Origin of the sequence: Streptomyces sp. NPDC050743 (assembly GCF_044456925.1) — a bacterium.
In the GTDB taxonomy this organism is placed as follows: domain Bacteria; phylum Actinomycetota; class Actinomycetes; order Streptomycetales; family Streptomycetaceae; genus Streptomyces.
Genome location: NZ_JBITGJ010000056.1, coordinates 1 through 15,922 on the forward strand (window position 1 = coordinate 1; position 15,922 = coordinate 15,922).

Genomic DNA, 15,922 nt, shown 5'->3' on the forward strand with positions numbered 1-15,922 from the left:
GCCGACCCGTGCTCACGTGCGGGTCAGAGCGGGCTTGAGATGGCCTTCACCACCGCCCCCAAGGGCGGCGCACCGGCCAAGATCAAAGGTAGACGGCCGAGCCGTCTCCGGGTTCGAGGGCGTAGTGGTGGAGGTTCCCGCCCCAGTAGCGCAGGATGCGCCCCAGCTCACCGGCGCGGTCCTGCGCCGACGCGCCTTCGTCCACGGTCACTTCGAGCACGAACTTCATGCCTCACCCGCCTCCTTCGTTCAGCGGCCCGGGCCTCCATCGTTTCATTGAAGATCCTTGTGAGACTTTCGCGACGGAGGCCGCGGGTGGCCTGGGCCATCGGCGGCGAAAGTCTCAAACGGGGGAGGAGACGGCCGGGCCCGTGGCCGCGACCCGGAAGGTGATTCCCGCGGCGCGCAGCCGCCCGGTCAGGGCGTCCCCCATCGCCTGCGCCGTGGTGACCTGCCCGGCCGTCGGCGGGAGGTCGTCGAAGGTCAGGCTGAGGGCCGCCTCGGCGAACATCTTCGCCGTCTCGTCGTAACCGGGGTCGCCGCCCGAGACCTCCGTGAACACGCGCCGCCCGCCGCCCTCGCCGACGAAGCGCACCGCGAACCGGCTCCGCGCCCGCCGCTCCGCGCTCGGCCCGTCCCCCGGCTGCAGTCGGCCCGACAACCAGCGCCGGGCGGGCGGCAGTTGGGCGGCCGCCAGCACCGCGCCGACGGCGGCGACCCCGCCGAGGGCGACCGGCAGGTGGCGCACCGCCGCGTAGTGCCGGTAGCGGAAGTCGGGGCCGTAGCGGTCGAGCGCCTTCGCCGAGCGGCGCACGATCTGCGGGTCGACGGTCGGCAGCGGCAGCGCCCACGCGCCGACCTCCTTGGCGAACCGGGGCGCGCCCGTCGGCGCCGCGACCCGTCGCCCCATCAGCCGCGGCTCGTGCCGGCCCCGTTCACGCGCCGCGGCCAGCAGTTGCCGGCCGCGGGCGAACTGGTTCAGCGCCGAGGCCAGGGTGCCGCCGGAGAACGCCGCGTCGGCGGTCACGTATCCGTCCACGGTCAGCGGTACGCCCTCGGGCAGTTGCCGGACGGTGAAGTACACGCCCAGGTCGTGGGGTACGGAGTCGAAGCCGCACGCGTGCAGCAGGCGCGCGCCGGTCTCCCGTGCGCGTGCGTCGTGCCGGACGTACGTCAGGTCCACGAACTCCGGTTCGCCGGTCAGGTCCAGGTAGTCGGTCCCGGCGTCCGCGCAGGCGGCGACCAGTTCCTCGCCGTAGAGCACGTACGGCCCGACGGTCGTGGCGACCACGCGCGCGTGCTCGGCGAGGGCGCGCAGGGTCGCGGGTTCGGTCACGTCCGCCCGCAGGACGCCGATGTCGGCGCCGCCGGGCAGGCGCTCGCGCAGCCGCTCCAGCCTGCGTTCGTCGCGGCCGGCCACCGCCCAGCGCAGGTCCTTGGGCGCGTGCGCGGCGAGATACTCCGCCGTGAGGGTGCCGACGAAGCCGGTGGCTCCGAAGAGCACGAGGTCGTAGGGACGGTCTGTCCTGTTTAGCCTGCTCATGACACCCCTTGGTCCCGCAGCCCGCGCCGCTGTCGGTGGCTGAGGCTAGCGTGAGGAGTGCGAGTGTCGACGACCAGCCCGGAGGCAGCGGTGGCCGAAGCCAGGAATGCCCTGACGAAGCGGGGGAAAGTGCCCGGGTTCACGCTCGGTCCCGAGGGCGGGCCGCTGCGGGAGTGGGGCGGGGAGGGCCGCCGGTCGACCGCCCCGGAACGCTCCATAGCCGAGTTCGACACACGGGTCTCCTAGCGCACACGGGCTGCGCCACGGCGCAGGCGCCTCTCACCCTCCCGGGTGATCCGCGCTGATCCGGGCACTTGGCTAAGCGCTTGCTCGTTAGGTCTTGTGCCCGGTGGAGCACGTTCTTAGCATCACCGGTGTTACATCAGTTGTGTCACACACCCTTGGGAGCTGGACGCATGACGACGGCAGAGACGCCGGCGGCGCCGGGCGGCGGGCCGCTGTCCGGCGTGCGCGTGGTCGAGCTGGCCGGCATCGGGCCGGGCCCGTTCGCGGCCATGCTCCTGGCGGACCTGGGCGCGGACGTGGTCCGGGTGGACCGGCCGGGCGGCCCCGGCCTCGGCATCGACCCCGCGTACGACGTCACCAACCGCAACAAGCGCTCGATCGTCGTGGACCTGAAGGCAGCGGACGGCTCCGCGCGCGTGCTGGACCTCGCCGAGCGGGCCGACATCCTCATCGAGGGCTACCGCCCGGGCGTCGCCGAGCGCCTCGGCGTCGGCCCCGAGGACTGCCACGCCCGCAACCCGCGCCTGGTCTACGGCCGCATGACCGGCTGGGGGCAGGACGGCCCGCTCGCCGACCGCGCGGGCCACGACGTGTCCTACATCGCGGTGACCGGCACCCTCGGCATGACCGGCCGCCCGGACGAGCCCCCGGTCTTTCCCGCCAACCTGCTCGGCGACTACGCGGGCGGCTCCCTCTACCTGGTCGTCGGCGTCCTGGCCGCCCTGCACCACGCGCGCGTGACCGGCACCGGACAGGTCGTCGACGCCGCCATCGTGGACGGCACGGCCCACCTCTCGGCGATGATCCACGGCATGCTCGCGGCCGGCGGCTGGCAGGACCGGCGCGCCGCCAACCTCCTCGACGGCGGCTGCCCGTACTACGGCACCTACGAGACCGCCGACGGCGAGTACATGGCGGTCGGCGCCCTGGAGGGGCGGTTCTACGCGGAGTTCCTGCGTCTGCTCGGGCTGGACGACCTTGCAGCGGCTCACACGGACTGGAGCCGCTGGGACGAGCTGCGCGAGCGCGTCGCCGCCCGCTTCAAATCCCGCACCCGCGACGAGTGGACGGCACTCTTCGAGGGAACCGACGCCTGTGTGGCGCCCGTGCTGTCCCTGCGCGAGGCCCCGCACCACCCGCACCTGGCCGCCCGCGGCACCTTCACCGACCACGCCGGCATCACCCAGCCGGCCCCCGCCCCCCGCTTCTCCGCCACCCCGACGTCCGTCCGTACCGGCCCCGCCCTGCCGGGTGCCGACACGGAGGCGGTGGCGCGGGACTGGGGGATACCCGCACCCGTCGACGGCGACCCGGTCACCGACGCCGACTGACCCGGCCCACCCCGCTCGGCCCACCCTCCCGAAAGGCACACCAGTGAGCACCGAAGCGTACGTGTACGACGCGATCCGCACCCCGCGCGGCCGCGGCAAGGCGAACGGCGCCCTGCACGGCACGAAGCCCATCGACCTGGTCGTCGGCCTCATCCACGAGATCCGCGACCGCTTCCCCGGCCTCGACCCGGCCGCCGTCGACGACATCGTCCTCGGTGTCGTCGGACCGGTCGGCGACCAGGGCTCCGACATCGCCCGGATCGCCGCGATCGCCGCCGGACTGCCCGACACGGTCGCCGGCGTACAGGAGAACCGCTTCTGTGCCTCGGGCCTGGAGGCCGTCAACCTGGCCGCGGCCAAGGTCCGCTCCGGCTGGGAGGACCTGGTCCTCGCGGGCGGCGTGGAGTCGATGTCCCGGGTGCCGATGGCCTCCGACGGGGGCGCCTGGTTCAACGACCCGATGACCAACCTCGCGGTCAACTTCGTGCCGCAGGGCATCGGCGCCGACCTGATCGCCACCATCGAGGGCTTCTCCCGCCGGGACGTCGACGAGTACGCGGCCCTGTCCCAGGAGCGCGCCGCCACGGCCTGGAAGGAGGGCCGCTTCGACCGCTCGGTCGTCCTCGTGAAGGACCGCAGCGGCCTGGTCGTCCTCGACCACGACGAGCACCTGCGCCCCGGCACCACCGCCGACTCGCTCGCGAAGCTCAAGCCGTCCTTCGCGGACATCGGCGAGCTGGGCGGCTTCGACGCCGTCGCGCTGCAGAAGTACCACTGGGTGGAGAAGATCGACCACGTCCACCACGCGGGCAACTCCTCCGGCATCGTGGACGGCGCCTCGCTCGTCGCGATCGGCTCCAAGGAGGTCGGCGAGCGCTACGGCCTCACCCCGCGCGCGCGGATCGTCTCCGCCGCCGTCTCCGGCTCGGAGCCGACCATCATGCTCACCGGGCCCGCCCCCGCCACCCGCAAGGCCCTGGCGAAGGCCGGCCTCACCGTCGACGACATCGACCTGGTCGAGATCAACGAGGCGTTCGCCGCGGTCGTGCTGCGCTTCGTCAAGGACATGGGCCTGTCCCTGGACAAGGTCAACGTCAACGGCGGCGCCATCGCCCTCGGCCACCCGCTCGGCGCGACCGGCGCGATGATCCTCGGCTCGCTCATCGACGAGCTGGAGCGCCAGGACAAGCGCTACGGCCTCGCCACCCTGTGCGTCGGCGGCGGCATGGGCATCGCCACCATCGTCGAGCGCATCTGAACTCCCCGCGGAATCACCAGACTTCAACGGAGACGACTGTCATGACCGAGAGCACCACCATCCGCTGGGAGCAGGACGACACCGGTGTCGTCACCCTCGTCCTGGACGACCCCAACCAGTCCGCGAACACCATGAACCAGGCGTTCCGCGACTCCCTCGCCGCGATCACCGACCGCCTGGAGGCCGAGCAGGACTCCGTCCGCGGCATCATCTTCACCTCCGCCAAGAAGACCTTCTTCGCGGGCGGCGACCTGCGCGACCTGATCCGGGTCACCCCGGAGACCGCCCAGGACCTCTTCGACGGCGGCCTCGCCATCAAGCGCAACCTGCGCCGCATCGAGACCCTCGGCAAGCCCGTCGTCGCCGCCATCAACGGCGCCGCCCTGGGCGGCGGCTTCGAACTGGCCCTCGCCTGCCATCACCGGGTCGCCCTCGACACCTCCGGCACCAAGATCGGCTGCCCCGAGGTCACCCTCGGCCTGCTCCCCGGCGGAGGCGGCGTCGTGCGCACCGTACGGCTGCTGGGCATCGCCGACGCCCTGCTGAAGGTGCTCCTCCAGGGCCAGCAGTACAACGCACGCCGCGCCCAGGAGAACGGCCTCGTCCACGAGGTCGCCGCCACCCCCGAGGAACTGCTCGCCAAGGCCCGCGCCTTCATCGACGCCAACCCCGAGTCGCAGCAGCCCTGGGACAAGCCCGGCTACAAGATCCCCGGCGGTACGCCCGCCAACCCGAAGTTCGCCGCGAACCTGCCCGCCTTCCCGGCCACCCTGCGCAAGCAGACGAACGGCGCCCCCTACCCGGCTCCGCGCAACATCCTCGCCGCGGCCGTCGAGGGTTCCCAGGTCGACTTCGAGACCGCCCAGGTCATCGAGGCCCGCTACTTCGTGGAGCTGGCCGCCGGTCAGACCTCGAAGAACATGATCCAGGCGTTCTTCTTCGACCTCCAGGCCGTCAACTCCGGCGCCAACCGCCCCAAGGGCATCGAGCCCCGCCAGGTCCGCAAGGTCGCCGTCCTCGGCGCCGGCATGATGGGCGCCGGCATCGCCTACTCCTGCGCCCGCGCCGGCATCGACGTCGTCCTGAAGGACGTCTCCCTGGAGGCGGCGACCAAGGGCAAGGGCTACTCCGAGAAGCTGTGCGCCAAGGCCGTCGCCAAGGGCCGTACCAGCCAGGAGAAGGCGGACGCGCTGCTTGCCCGGATCACGCCCACCGCCGAGGCCGCCGATCTCGCGGGCTGCGACGCGGTCATCGAGGCCGTCTTCGAGGACACCTCGCTCAAGCACAAGGTGTTCCAGGAGATCGAGTCCGTCGTCGCGCCCGACGCGCTGCTGTGCTCCAACACCTCCACCCTGCCCATCACCACCCTCGCCGAGGGTGTGGAGCGCCAGGCCGACTTCATCGGGCTGCACTTCTTCTCGCCCGTCGACAAGATGCCGCTGGTGGAGATCATCAAGGGCGAGCGCACCGGTGACGAGGCGCTGGCGCGCGCGTTCGACCTGGTCCGGCAGATCAACAAGACGCCGATCGTCGTCAACGACTCGCGCGGCTTCTTCACCTCCCGCGTGATCGGCCACTTCATCAACGAGGGTGTCGCCATGGTCGGCGAGGGCATCGAGCCCGCCTCGGTGGAGCAGGCCGCCGCCCAGGCCGGCTACCCGGCCAAGGTCCTCTCCCTCATGGACGAACTGACTCTCACCCTGCCGCGCAAGATCCGCAATGAGACGAAGCGGGCCGTGGAGGAGGCGGGCGGCACCTGGACCGCGCACCCGGCGGAAGCCGTCATCGACCGCATGGTCGACGACTTCGGCCGCCCCGGCCGCAGCGGCGGCGCCGGCTTCTACGACTACACCGAGGACGGCAAGCGCGCCGGACTCTGGCCGGGCCTGCGCGAGCACTTCACCAAGCCCGGGCACCAGATCCCGTTCCGGGACATGCAGGAGCGGATGCTCTTCTCCGAGGCGCTCGACACCGTACGCCTCCTCGAAGAGGGCGTCCTGACGTCGGTCGCCGACGCCAACATCGGCTCGATCTTCGGCATCGGCTTCCCCGGCTGGACCGGAGGCGTCCTGCAGTACATCAACGGCTACGAAGGCGGCCTGCCCGGCTTCGTGGCCCGCGCGCGGGAACTCGCCGAGGCATACGGCGAGCGCTTCACCCCGCCCGCGCTGCTCGTGGAGAAGGCCGAGAAGGGGGAGCCGTTCAGCGACTCAGTCCGTTCCTGACCCGGTGACCCACCCGCTCAGCTCTTCCCGCAGCGAGCGCTGGAACGTCGTCAGCAGCGCCTGCACCACCAGAGGGTGCATGTGCGCCGACAGGGACTTCACGTCCCGGGCGTCACGCTCCGCCACCTCGCCGCGGAAGAGCTGGGAGAGCTCGTGAGCCGCGGCGCGCGAGTGCTCGATGAGCACCTTGCGCGCCGCGAGGATCACCTCGTGCGACAGTGGCACGTCGAGCAGCTGCACCCCGAGCCGGAGCAGCCCGGAGTCGACGCGGAAGGCGCCGCCCTCCGCCGCCTTGACGACGTTCATCGCCGCCAGCCGCTCCACGTCCTCGTCGGCGAGCGGCCGTCCGGCCCGCCGCTCCAGCTCCTCCCGCGACACCGTGTCGACCGTGTCCGGCGCCCAGGACGCGACGACCGCACGGTGAATGGCCAGGTCGTGCGGGGAGAGACCGGCAGGCAGCTGCCTGAGGTAGCGATCGATCGCCGACAGGGTCATGCCCTGCTGCTGCAACTCCTCGATCAGCGCCAGCCGCGCCAGGTGATCCGGTCCGTAGTGCCCCACCCGGCGCGGGCCGATCACCGGGGGCGGCAGCAGCCCCTTGCTGCCGTAGAACCGGACGGTGCGCACCGTGACACCGGCCCGGGCGGCCAGCTCGTCGATGGTGAGGGGCGTGTCCCCGGCATCGGTCGTCATGTGCAGCAGTATCGCTGTCTCACCAATGGTGTGAAACCTCGGGTGAACGCTATATGGACTCTGGGTTGATTGTGTGAGAAGTAACGCTGTGTGACGTGGGCCACCGCGTAGGGGCGGATCTTTCCGGGAAGCTGCTGCCTTGGTCTGTACCGCGACTCATCAGGGTGGTGCGGACCAAGCCCTGCACGTCCCCCGAACCCACGAGGTCCGGGCGCACCAGGAAGTGAACCACCCGTGAGCAAGGACGCCGTGGAATCGGCACGGGCCCCCGCCCGCATCCAGGCCGCGCAGGCCGCCCAGACGCCCGCGGACGCGGGCGACGCCGGCTACAGCAAGGACCTCAAGGCCCGCCACGTCAACATGATCGCCATCGGTGGCGCCATCGGCACCGGACTCCTCCTCGGAGCCGGCGGCCGCCTGCACAACGCGGGCCCGGCGCTCGCCCTGGCCTACCTGGTCTGCGGCGTCTTCGCCTTCTTCGTCGTCCGGGCCCTCGGCGAACTGGTCCTGTACCGCCCGTCCTCCGGGTCCTTCGTGTCCTACGCGCGCGAGTTCCTCGGCGAGAAGGGCGCCTATGTCGCCGGCTGGATGTACTTCCTGAACTGGTCGACCACCGGCATCGCCGACATCACCGCGATCGCGCTCTACACGCACTACTGGAGCATGTTCACCAGCATTCCCCAGTGGGTGCTGGCGCTGATCGCCCTCGCGGTGGTCCTGGCCGTGAACCTGATCTCGGTGAAGATCTTCGGCGAGCTCGAGTTCTGGTTCTCGATCATCAAGGTCGCCACCATCGTCGGCTTCATGCTGATCAGCATTTTCCTGCTCGCCACCCAGCACAAGGTCGGCGGCCACACACCTGGTCTGAGCGTCATCAGCGACCACGGCGGACTCTTCCCGCACGGCGCGATGCCGGTCGTCCTGGTCATGCAGGGCGTGATCTTCGCCTACGCCGCCCTGGAACTGGTCGGTATCGCCGCCGGCGAGACCGCCGAGCCGGAGAAGGTCGTCCCGCGTGCGGTGAACTCGATCATGTGGCGTGTGGGCCTGTTCTACGTCGGCTCCGTCGTGCTGCTCGCCCTGCTGCTGCCCGGCTCGGTGTACTCCGCCGACGAGAGCCCGTTCGTCACGGTCCTGTCGAAGATCGGTGTCCCCGCGGCCGGTGACGTGATGAACCTGGTCGTGCTGACCGCCGCCATGTCCTCGCTGAACTCCGGCCTGTACTCCACCGGCCGCATCCTGCGCTCCATGGCCATGGCGGGCTCCGCCCCTAAGTTCACCGCCCGCATGAACCGCAGCCAGGTCCCCTACGGCGGCATCCTGCTGACCTGCGCGGTCTGTGTGCTCGGCGTCGGCCTGAACTACCTGATGCCCAGCCAGGCCTTCGAGATCGTGCTGAACATCGCCTCCCTCGGCATCATCAGCACGTGGGTGATCATCATGATCTGCCACATGATCTTCGTCCGCCGCGCCCGCGCGGGCCTCGCGACCCGGCCGCACTTCCAGCTGAAGTTCAGCCCGGTCATCGAGATCGCCACGATCGCGTTCCTGCTGATCTGCCTCGGCATGATGTGGAACGACCCCGAGGTCGGCCGGAAGACCATCCTGCTGATCCCGGTGATCGCCGTCATGCTGGTCGCAGGCTGGTTCGGCGTGCGCCGCCGGGTGTCGAAGACCACCGACCAGGAGCTGACGGAGCTGTCGCGCTCCACGAACTAGCAGTTCAGCGCCACTGTCAGTGGCATCGCCTACGGTGGCGTCATGTCGGGGATCATGTATGTCCGGGGTGACGCCACCGTGCCGTCGGTCAAGGGCGTCAAGGTGATCGCCCACGTCTGCAACGACATCGGCGGCTGGGGGAAGGGCTTCGTCCTCGCCGTCTCGCGGCGCTGGCCGGAACCGGAGGCGGCGTACCGCGCCTGGCACCGCGACCGCGCCCGGAGCGGCTTCGGGCTGGGCGCCGTCCAGATGGTCCGGGTCGAGCCGTATGCGTGGGTGGCCAACATGATCGGCCAGCGCGGTATCCGCAGGGGCAGCAAGGGCGTCCCCGTCCGCTACGAGGCGATCGACACCGCCCTCGCCCGCCTCGCGATCGAGGTGACCCAACGCGGCGCGTCCGTGCACATGCCCCGCATAGGCTGCGGGCTGGCGGGCGGCACCTGGTCCCGCATAGAGCCGCTCATCATCGAGCGGCTGGTGAAGCACGGCATCGCCGTGACGGTCTACGACCACGGAGAGGGCGGCGGATGAGCTCACACACCCCTGCGACGGACGTCCTGGTACTGGGCGGAGCCGGCGTGGACACGATCATCCACGTCCCCGAACTGCCCCTCCCGTACGCCGACAGCTACATGATCGACTCCGGGATCCGCACCCGGGCCGGGCAGACCGGCGACTTCGTCGCGCTGGGCCTCGCCGCACTCGGCCTGCGCACCCACCACCTCGACCTGCTCGGCGACGACCCCGAGGGCGACCTCGTACGCGCCCTGCACCGCGAGCACGGCATCGGACTGACCGCACTCCCGCAGCCCGCCGGCACCAAACGGGCGGTCAACCTCGTCGGCCCGGACGGCCGCCGCCTGTCCCTGTACGACACCAGCCGAGCCCGCCCCGGCGACCGCTTCCCGCAGGAGACGCTGCGGACGCTGGCCGGGGCGAGCCAGCATGTGCACGTGACCATCACCCAGCCCTGCGCCGAGGCTCTGCCGGTCCTGGCCGCGACGGGCGTGCCGCTGTCCACGGATCTGCACGACTGGGACGGGGAGAACCCCTACCACGAGCCCTTCGCCCACGCGGCGGACGTCGTCTTCCTGTCGGCCACCGCCCTGACCGACCCCGAGCGCACCATGCGTCGGATCACCGAGCGGGGCAGGGCCGAGGTGGTCGTCGCCACCGCCGGAGCCGAGGGCGCGTATCTACTGGCCGACGGCGAGCTGACCCGCGTGCCCGCGGCGTTGCCGCCCGCGCCGGTGGTGGACTCCAACGGCGCGGGCGACGCCTTCGCCGCCGCGTTCCTCTACGGCCGCCTCGCCGGCGAGCCGCCCGCGACCTGCGCCCGCTACGGCGCGGTCGCGGGCGCGCACGCGTGCACCGTCCCGGCCTCCCGAGCGGAGTCGATAGCCCGGGACGAACTCCTCAAACGGTCAGCGGAACCGAGCCCCTGAACGGGCCGGATGCCAGGGCCGGGTCTCTGCGCAGGCCGGGGGGGTGGGCCGGGTCTCTGCGCAGGCCGGGGGGGGTGGGCCGGGTCTCTGCGCAGGCCGGGGGGGTGGGCCGGGTCTCTGCACTGGCCGGGTGTCAGGGCCGAGCCCCTGAACCGGGCCGGACGGCAGGGCCGGGGCTGTGCATTGGCTGGGTGGCGGGGCCGGGGGCCCGCACTGGCCGGATGTCAGAGCCGAGCTCCTGCACCCGGCCGGGTGTCAAGGCCGAGCTCCTGAACCGGCCGGACGGCTGGGCTGGGGCTCTGCATTGGATGGGTGGCGGCTCCGGGGCCCGCACAGGCCGGTTGCCAGGGCTGAGCTCCTGCACCCGGCTGGATGCCAGGGGCTGGGTCTCTGCGCTGGCCGGGCGGAGGAACCGAGCCCCTGAACCGGCCGGGTGGCGGGGCCGGGCGCCTGCACCGGCCGGATGCCCGAGTCGAGCCGAGCTCCTGCACCGGCCGGATGCCAGGGGCCGCGTCTCTGCGCATGCCGGGCGGTGGGGCCGGTGCCTGCCCTGAGCCCGCCGGGCGGCGGGCCCGGGCGCCCGCACCGGCCGGGTGCCCGGGCCGAGCCCCTGCGCCGGCCGGACGGCAGAGCCGGGGTGGCCTCGGGCCGCCCGGCCCGGGTCAGTGGCCGCGTGTGGCGTGGATGTCGTTCGTCGCCTCGATCTTCTTCCACGACTTCGGCTGGGCCACCGCCGTGTCCGCCTTCGCCGGCGCCGCGGCGCGGGCCGCGGGCGCGGCCGGCTTCGACGGCTGGAACAGCCAGGTGTCGAACAGCGCCGCGAGGGGCTTGCCGGACACCTGCTCGGCGTACTTCTGGAAGTCGGCCACCGAGGCGTTGCCGTACGCGTGCTCCTGCGGCCAGCCCTTCAGGATGCGGAAGAACGCGTCGTCACCGATCTCGTTGCGCAGTGCCTGGATGGCGAGCGCTCCGCGGTCGTAGACGGCGATGTCGAACTGGTCGTCCGGACCCGGGTCACCGGGCTTGACCGTCCAGAACGCGTCATCGGCCGGGTGGGAGGCGTACACGTAGTCGGCGAGTTCCTGCGTGGTGCCCTCGCCCTCGTGCTCCGACCACAGCCACTGCGCGTACCGGGCGAAGCCCTCGTTGATCCAGATGTCCTTCCAGCCCTTCAGCGACACGTCGTCGCCGTACCACTGGTGGGCCAGCTCGTGCACGACCACCGAGGTGTTGGAGCCGTTCGCGAACTGCTTCGGGCTGTAGTAGACGCGGGTCTGGGTCTCCAGCGCGTACCCGGTGGTGGTGTTCGGCACGTATCCGCCGGCGGTGCTGAACGGGTAGGGCCCGAAGTAGCCGCTCAGCCAGTCGACGAGCTCCCCGGTGCGTTCCACGCTCGCCCGCGCGGCCCCGTCGTTGTCGCCGAGGTCCTTGCTGTAGGCGTTGATGACCGGCACCCCGCCGTCGGAGGTGCTGGTCGTGATATCGAACTTGCCGAGGGCGAGCGTGCTCAGATAGGTCGCCTGCGGCTTGTTCTGCCGCCAGTTGTAGCGGGTCCAGCCCAGCCTCGAACTGGTCGACTGCAGCGTGCCGTTGGAGAGGGCCTGGGTGCCGTCGGGCACGGCCACCGACACGTCGTAGGTGGCCTTGTCGCTCGGGTGGTCGTTGCTCGGGTACCACCACCAGGCGGCCTCGGGCTCGTCGGCCGCGACCGCGCCGTCGGGCGTGCGGTGCCAGGTGGTGAAGCCGTAGGCGCTCTTCGTCGACGGCACCCCGCTGTAGCGGACCACCACGGTGATCGGCGTGCCCTTGGCGAGCGGCGTCTTCGGCGTGATCACCAGTTCGTGCTGCCCGGACGTGGTGAAGGCGGCCTTGGCGCCGTTGACCCGCACCTCGCTCACGTCCAGCAGGAAGTCCAGGTCGAAGCTGGACAGGTCCTGCGTGGTCCTCGCCAGGATCGTCGCCGTGCCCTGCAACTCGTCCGTCGTCGGCTGGTACTGGAGCCTCAGGTCGTAGTGGGAGACGTCGTAGCCGCCGTTGCCGTAGTACGGGTAGTAGGGGTCGCCGATGCCCGGCGCGCCGGGGGAGAAGCTCGCGGCCGATGCCGGGATCGCCAGCAGGAGGGAGGCCGCCGCCAGTGCGCCCGGCGCGATGATTCTGCGGTGCACGTCAGCTCCAAGTCGTCGGGACTGCAAGTCCGTTCGGAAGGGTCCTTCGGGGAACGCTGTTCGGAGCCTATTCAGTCCCTGTGGCCCCTCACCTGTCCATGGCCACCGCTGTCGCACGATCGCCATTCGGCCGTCACGTACCCGCGGACTGCCGTAAAGTCCCCTTCTGTAGCGGGAGTTCACCGGAGTACCGTCCGCGCATGCCGATACGCACCCTCATCCGGACGCGCTTCACGATCTGGAGAGCGCTCGCGACCGCGGTCGTCGCCATCCTGACGGCCGCCCTCCTCACTCCCTCCGCCGCGCAGGCCGGCACCGGCACGAGCCGGGCCCCGCGCGAGAGCCGGCCCGTCTACTCCTACGCCCACGCCGTCCGCGAGTCCGTCTGGGTGGACACGGGGCTCGACGAGGACGGCGACGGCCACACCGACCGCGTCGCCGCCGACATCGTCCGGCCCGCCGAACCCGCCCGGCAGGGCCGCAAGGTGCCCGTCATCATGGACGCCAGCCCCTACTACTCCTGCTGCGGACGCGGCAACGAGAGCCAGGTCAAGACGTACGACGCGCAGGGCCACGTCGTCCAGATGCCGCTCTTCTACGACAACTACTTCGTTCCCCGCGGTTACGCCTTCGTCGGCGTCGACCTCGCCGGCACCAACCGCTCCGACGGCTGCGTCGACGTCGGCGGCCGCTCCGACATCCGGTCCGCTAAGGCCGTCGTCGACTGGCTCAACGGCCGCGCCAAGGCGTACACGAGCCGGACCGGGGCGACGACCGTCAAGGCCACCTGGACCAACGGCCGGACCGGCATGATCGGCAAGAGCTGGGACGGCACGATCGCCAACGGCGTCGCCGCCACCGGCGTCAAGGGCCTGAAGACCATCGTCCCGATCAGCGGCATCTCCTCCTGGTACGACTACTACTTCGCGCAGGGCGCCCCGCTGTACGACGGCGGCCCCGACGAACTGGCCGGTTACGTCGAGAGCGACGCGGCGCAGGCCCACTGCGCGGCCGTACAGAAGAAACTCGCCGACGGCAGCCCCCGCAGCGGCGACTGGACCCCGCTGTGGACCGAGCGGGACTACGTCGAGGACACGGCCAAGGTGCGCGCCAGCGTGTTCCTGGTGCACGGCATGCAGGACCTCAACGTCCGCACCAAGCACTTCGGCCAGTGGTGGGACGCGCTGGCGAAGCACGGCGTCGAGCGCAAGATCTGGCTCTCCCAGACCGGGCACGTCGACCCCTTCGACTACCGGCGCGGCACCTGGGTGGACGCCCTGCACCGCTGGTTCGACCATGAACTCCTCGGTTACGACAACGGCATCGACCGTGAGCCGATGGCCGACATCGAACGCCACCCCGACCAGTGGGTCACCTCCCGCGTCTGGCCCCCGCGGAGCACCCGTACCACCGTGGTGCACCCGGCCCCCGGCACCCAGGCGGGCGTCGGCACGCTCGGTCCGCGCCCGGCCACCGGCACCGAGACCTTCACCGACGACCCGAAACTGAGCGAGACCGACTGGGCGGCGCACCTGACCACGCCGACCCCGGAGAAGGCGGGCTTCCTCACCGTGCCGCTCAGCCATGACCTGCGACTGTCCGGCTCGTCCACGGTGACGGTGACCGCGACACCGACCACCACCTCGGCCCACCTGTCCGCCGTGCTGGTCGACCTCGGCCCGGACACCATCCGCGACTACGCCGACGCCGCCGAGGGCATCACCACCGTCACCCACCGCACCTGCTGGGGCGCGAGCACGGCGGGGGACAGCGCCTGCTTCAAGGAGACGGCGGCCAAGACGGCGAAGGTCGACTACACCGTGTTCAGCCGCGGCTGGGCCGACCTCGGCCACTACGCCTCGCTCGGCGACGGCGTCCCGCTCACCCCGGGCAAGGCGTACACGATGACGCTTCGTCTCGCGGCCACCGACCACGTCGTCCCCAAGGGGCACCGGCTGGCCCTGATCATCGCGGGCACGGACAAGGACCTCATCGACCCGCCCGCCACGAAGCCGACCCTCACGGTGTCCCTGTCGGGTACGTCGGCCGGGCTGCCGCTGGTCGGTGGGGCGCCGGCGTTCGCGAGGGCCACCGGCGGTACGACGGCCAAGGCCCCCGCCCCGGCACGGCTGACCGGTGTCCGCGCACCGCACGCCGGTCAGCACATTCCGGCGAACTGACCGGCGCCGGGTCACTGCGCGGCTTGGGCCGCCCGGCGCCTGCGGAGTCGTCGTGGCTGGTCGGCCCACGCGGCGGAGCCGCATATCGATACAGCCCCGCGCCCCTTTCGGGGCGCGGGGCTGCGGGCACCTTTCAGGCGGCCGGGAACGCCAACCCGGCCGCCTCCCGTGCACACCCCCATGCGACGGTGATCCCGGCCCCGCCGTGCCCGTAGTTGTGGACCAGCGTCCGGCCGTCCGGCAGCGGCTGCCGTTCCAGGCGTACCGCCTCCCTGGCCGGCCGCAGACCCACCCGGTGGTCCAGCACCCGCGCCTGCGCGAGCTCCGGGCGGACCGCGGCGCACCGGGCCACGATCGCCGCGGCGGTGGCCGGGTCCGGCTCCAGGGACCAGTCGTCCTCCTCCGCCGTACCGCCGAGCAGCAGACCCCCCGGCTGCGGGATGAAGTACGTGGAGGCGGCGGAGGAGTGGTCCACGGAGGTGAACCACGTCGTGACCCCCGGGTTCTCCACGACCACCAGCTGCCCGCGCACCGGGCGCACCGCCGGGTCCGGCACCAGAGAACGCGCGTCCAAGCCCGAGCAGTTGACCACGACCGGCGCGGGCACCGCGGCCAGGTCGGTCACCTCGCGCGCCTCGATCACGCCTCCGGCCTTCGCGAGCCGCTCCCGCAGCCACGCCAGATGCACCGGCATGTCGATCACCGGCAGCCGCGCCGCCAGACCGTCGGCCACCGCCCGCAGGCCCGGCACCCGGCCCCCCCAGGCACCCAGCTCGTCCAGCCGGGTCCCCTGGTGTACGCCGTCGACCAGGCGTACGCCCGTCTCGTCCGGACGGCCCGCCGACTCCTCGTACACGGCGAGGGACGCTAGCGCCCACGCGCCCACCAGAGGCTCGGGTTCGATGCGGTACGGCCACCACAGGCCGCCCGCGACCGCCGAGGTCGTACGCTCGGCGGGCTCCCGCGCCCACACCCGCACCCGGCGCCCGGACTCCGCCAGGACCACCGCCGTCGTCAGCCCGGCGACCCCGCTCCCGACCACGATCACTTCGTCACTCGGCTCGCTGTCCACGCCAGGACGATAGGCCCTGTCCGGCCGACTCTGTCATGCTGCGCT

At 71.7% G+C, this 15,922-nt stretch carries 13 protein-coding genes; 8 read left to right on the forward strand and 5 right to left on the reverse strand.

The annotated features are described in order from the left end of the window. Window positions 1–82 precede the first annotated feature (82 nt). Together ACIBJF_RS35745 and ACIBJF_RS35750 are read right to left on the reverse strand one after the other, a co-directional pair. A complete protein-coding gene (locus tag ACIBJF_RS35745; protein WP_399180135.1) occupies window positions 83–229 on the reverse strand; it encodes a hypothetical protein in 147 nt (48 codons plus the stop codon). A gap of 114 nt (window positions 230–343) precedes the next feature. After that, a complete protein-coding gene (locus ACIBJF_RS35750) occupies window positions 344–1,543 on the reverse strand; it encodes a saccharopine dehydrogenase family protein (protein ID WP_399180137.1) in 1,200 nt (399 codons plus the stop codon). Between the two features lie 63 nt (window positions 1,544–1,606). Here ACIBJF_RS35750 and ACIBJF_RS35755 point away from each other — a divergent pair, with 63 nt between their 5' ends. The 4 genes from ACIBJF_RS35755 (at window position 1,607) to ACIBJF_RS35770 (ending at window position 6,603) form a co-directional block, all read left to right on the forward strand. Continuing rightward, a complete protein-coding gene (locus ACIBJF_RS35755) occupies window positions 1,607–1,789 on the forward strand; it encodes a hypothetical protein (RefSeq protein ID WP_399180139.1) in 183 nt (60 codons plus the stop codon). Between the two features lie 170 nt (window positions 1,790–1,959). Continuing rightward, on the forward strand, window positions 1,960–3,120 hold the full coding sequence (locus ACIBJF_RS35760) for a CaiB/BaiF CoA transferase family protein (protein WP_399180141.1): 1,161 nt from the start codon (window positions 1,960–1,962) through the stop codon (window positions 3,118–3,120). 43 nt (window positions 3,121–3,163) lie between these two features. Continuing rightward, a complete protein-coding gene (locus tag ACIBJF_RS35765) occupies window positions 3,164–4,378 on the forward strand; it encodes an acetyl-CoA C-acetyltransferase (RefSeq protein WP_399180143.1) in 1,215 nt (404 codons plus the stop codon). A gap of 41 nt (window positions 4,379–4,419) precedes the next feature. Next, the gene (locus ACIBJF_RS35770) at window positions 4,420–6,603 is read left to right on the forward strand and encodes a 3-hydroxyacyl-CoA dehydrogenase NAD-binding domain-containing protein (RefSeq protein WP_399180145.1); all 2,184 of its coding nucleotides are present in this window, start codon (window positions 4,420–4,422) and stop codon (window positions 6,601–6,603) included. Here the strand turns inward: ACIBJF_RS35770 and ACIBJF_RS35775 are convergent. After that, entirely contained in the window at window positions 6,589–7,296 is a 708-nt protein-coding gene (locus ACIBJF_RS35775) for a MerR family transcriptional regulator (RefSeq protein WP_399180147.1), read from the reverse strand. The two genes, ACIBJF_RS35770 and ACIBJF_RS35775, sit on opposite strands and share 15 nt — an antisense overlap. Before the next feature lie 234 nt (window positions 7,297–7,530). Between ACIBJF_RS35775 and ACIBJF_RS35780 the strand changes: the two genes are divergently transcribed. Genes ACIBJF_RS35780 through ACIBJF_RS35790 form a run of 3 tightly spaced genes read left to right on the forward strand, consistent with a single transcriptional unit; the run spans window position 7,531 to window position 10,460 of the window. Further along, the gene (locus ACIBJF_RS35780) at window positions 7,531–9,015 is read left to right on the forward strand and encodes an amino acid permease (RefSeq protein WP_399180149.1); all 1,485 of its coding nucleotides are present in this window, start codon (window positions 7,531–7,533) and stop codon (window positions 9,013–9,015) included. A gap of 42 nt (window positions 9,016–9,057) precedes the next feature. Beyond that, window positions 9,058–9,546: a macro domain-containing protein gene (locus ACIBJF_RS35785; protein WP_399180151.1), complete on the forward strand. Its 489-nt coding sequence runs from the start codon at window positions 9,058–9,060 to the stop codon at window positions 9,544–9,546. Continuing rightward, window positions 9,543–10,460, forward strand: coding sequence for a PfkB family carbohydrate kinase (locus ACIBJF_RS35790; RefSeq protein ID WP_399180153.1), 918 nt, complete (start codon window positions 9,543–9,545; stop codon window positions 10,458–10,460). The genes ACIBJF_RS35785 and ACIBJF_RS35790 overlap by 4 nt, the downstream gene beginning before the upstream one ends. Window positions 10,461–11,122: 662 nt before the next feature. On the opposite strand, the gene ACIBJF_RS35795 is transcribed toward ACIBJF_RS35790, so the two are convergent. Then, a complete protein-coding gene (locus ACIBJF_RS35795) occupies window positions 11,123–12,625 on the reverse strand; it encodes a M1 family metallopeptidase (protein WP_399180155.1) in 1,503 nt (500 codons plus the stop codon). A 200-nt stretch (window positions 12,626–12,825) separates the two neighbouring features. On the opposite strand from ACIBJF_RS35795, the gene ACIBJF_RS35800 reads away from it, so the two are divergent. Continuing rightward, window positions 12,826–14,805, forward strand: coding sequence for a Xaa-Pro dipeptidyl-peptidase (locus ACIBJF_RS35800; RefSeq protein WP_399180156.1), 1,980 nt, complete (start codon window positions 12,826–12,828; stop codon window positions 14,803–14,805). A gap of 133 nt (window positions 14,806–14,938) precedes the next feature. Here ACIBJF_RS35800 and ACIBJF_RS35805 read toward each other — a convergent pair whose 3' ends face one another. Further along, window positions 14,939–15,853: an FAD-dependent oxidoreductase gene (locus ACIBJF_RS35805; RefSeq protein ID WP_399180216.1), complete on the reverse strand. Its 915-nt coding sequence runs from the start codon at window positions 15,851–15,853 to the stop codon at window positions 14,939–14,941. Between the last annotated feature and the right edge of the window lie 69 nt (window positions 15,854–15,922).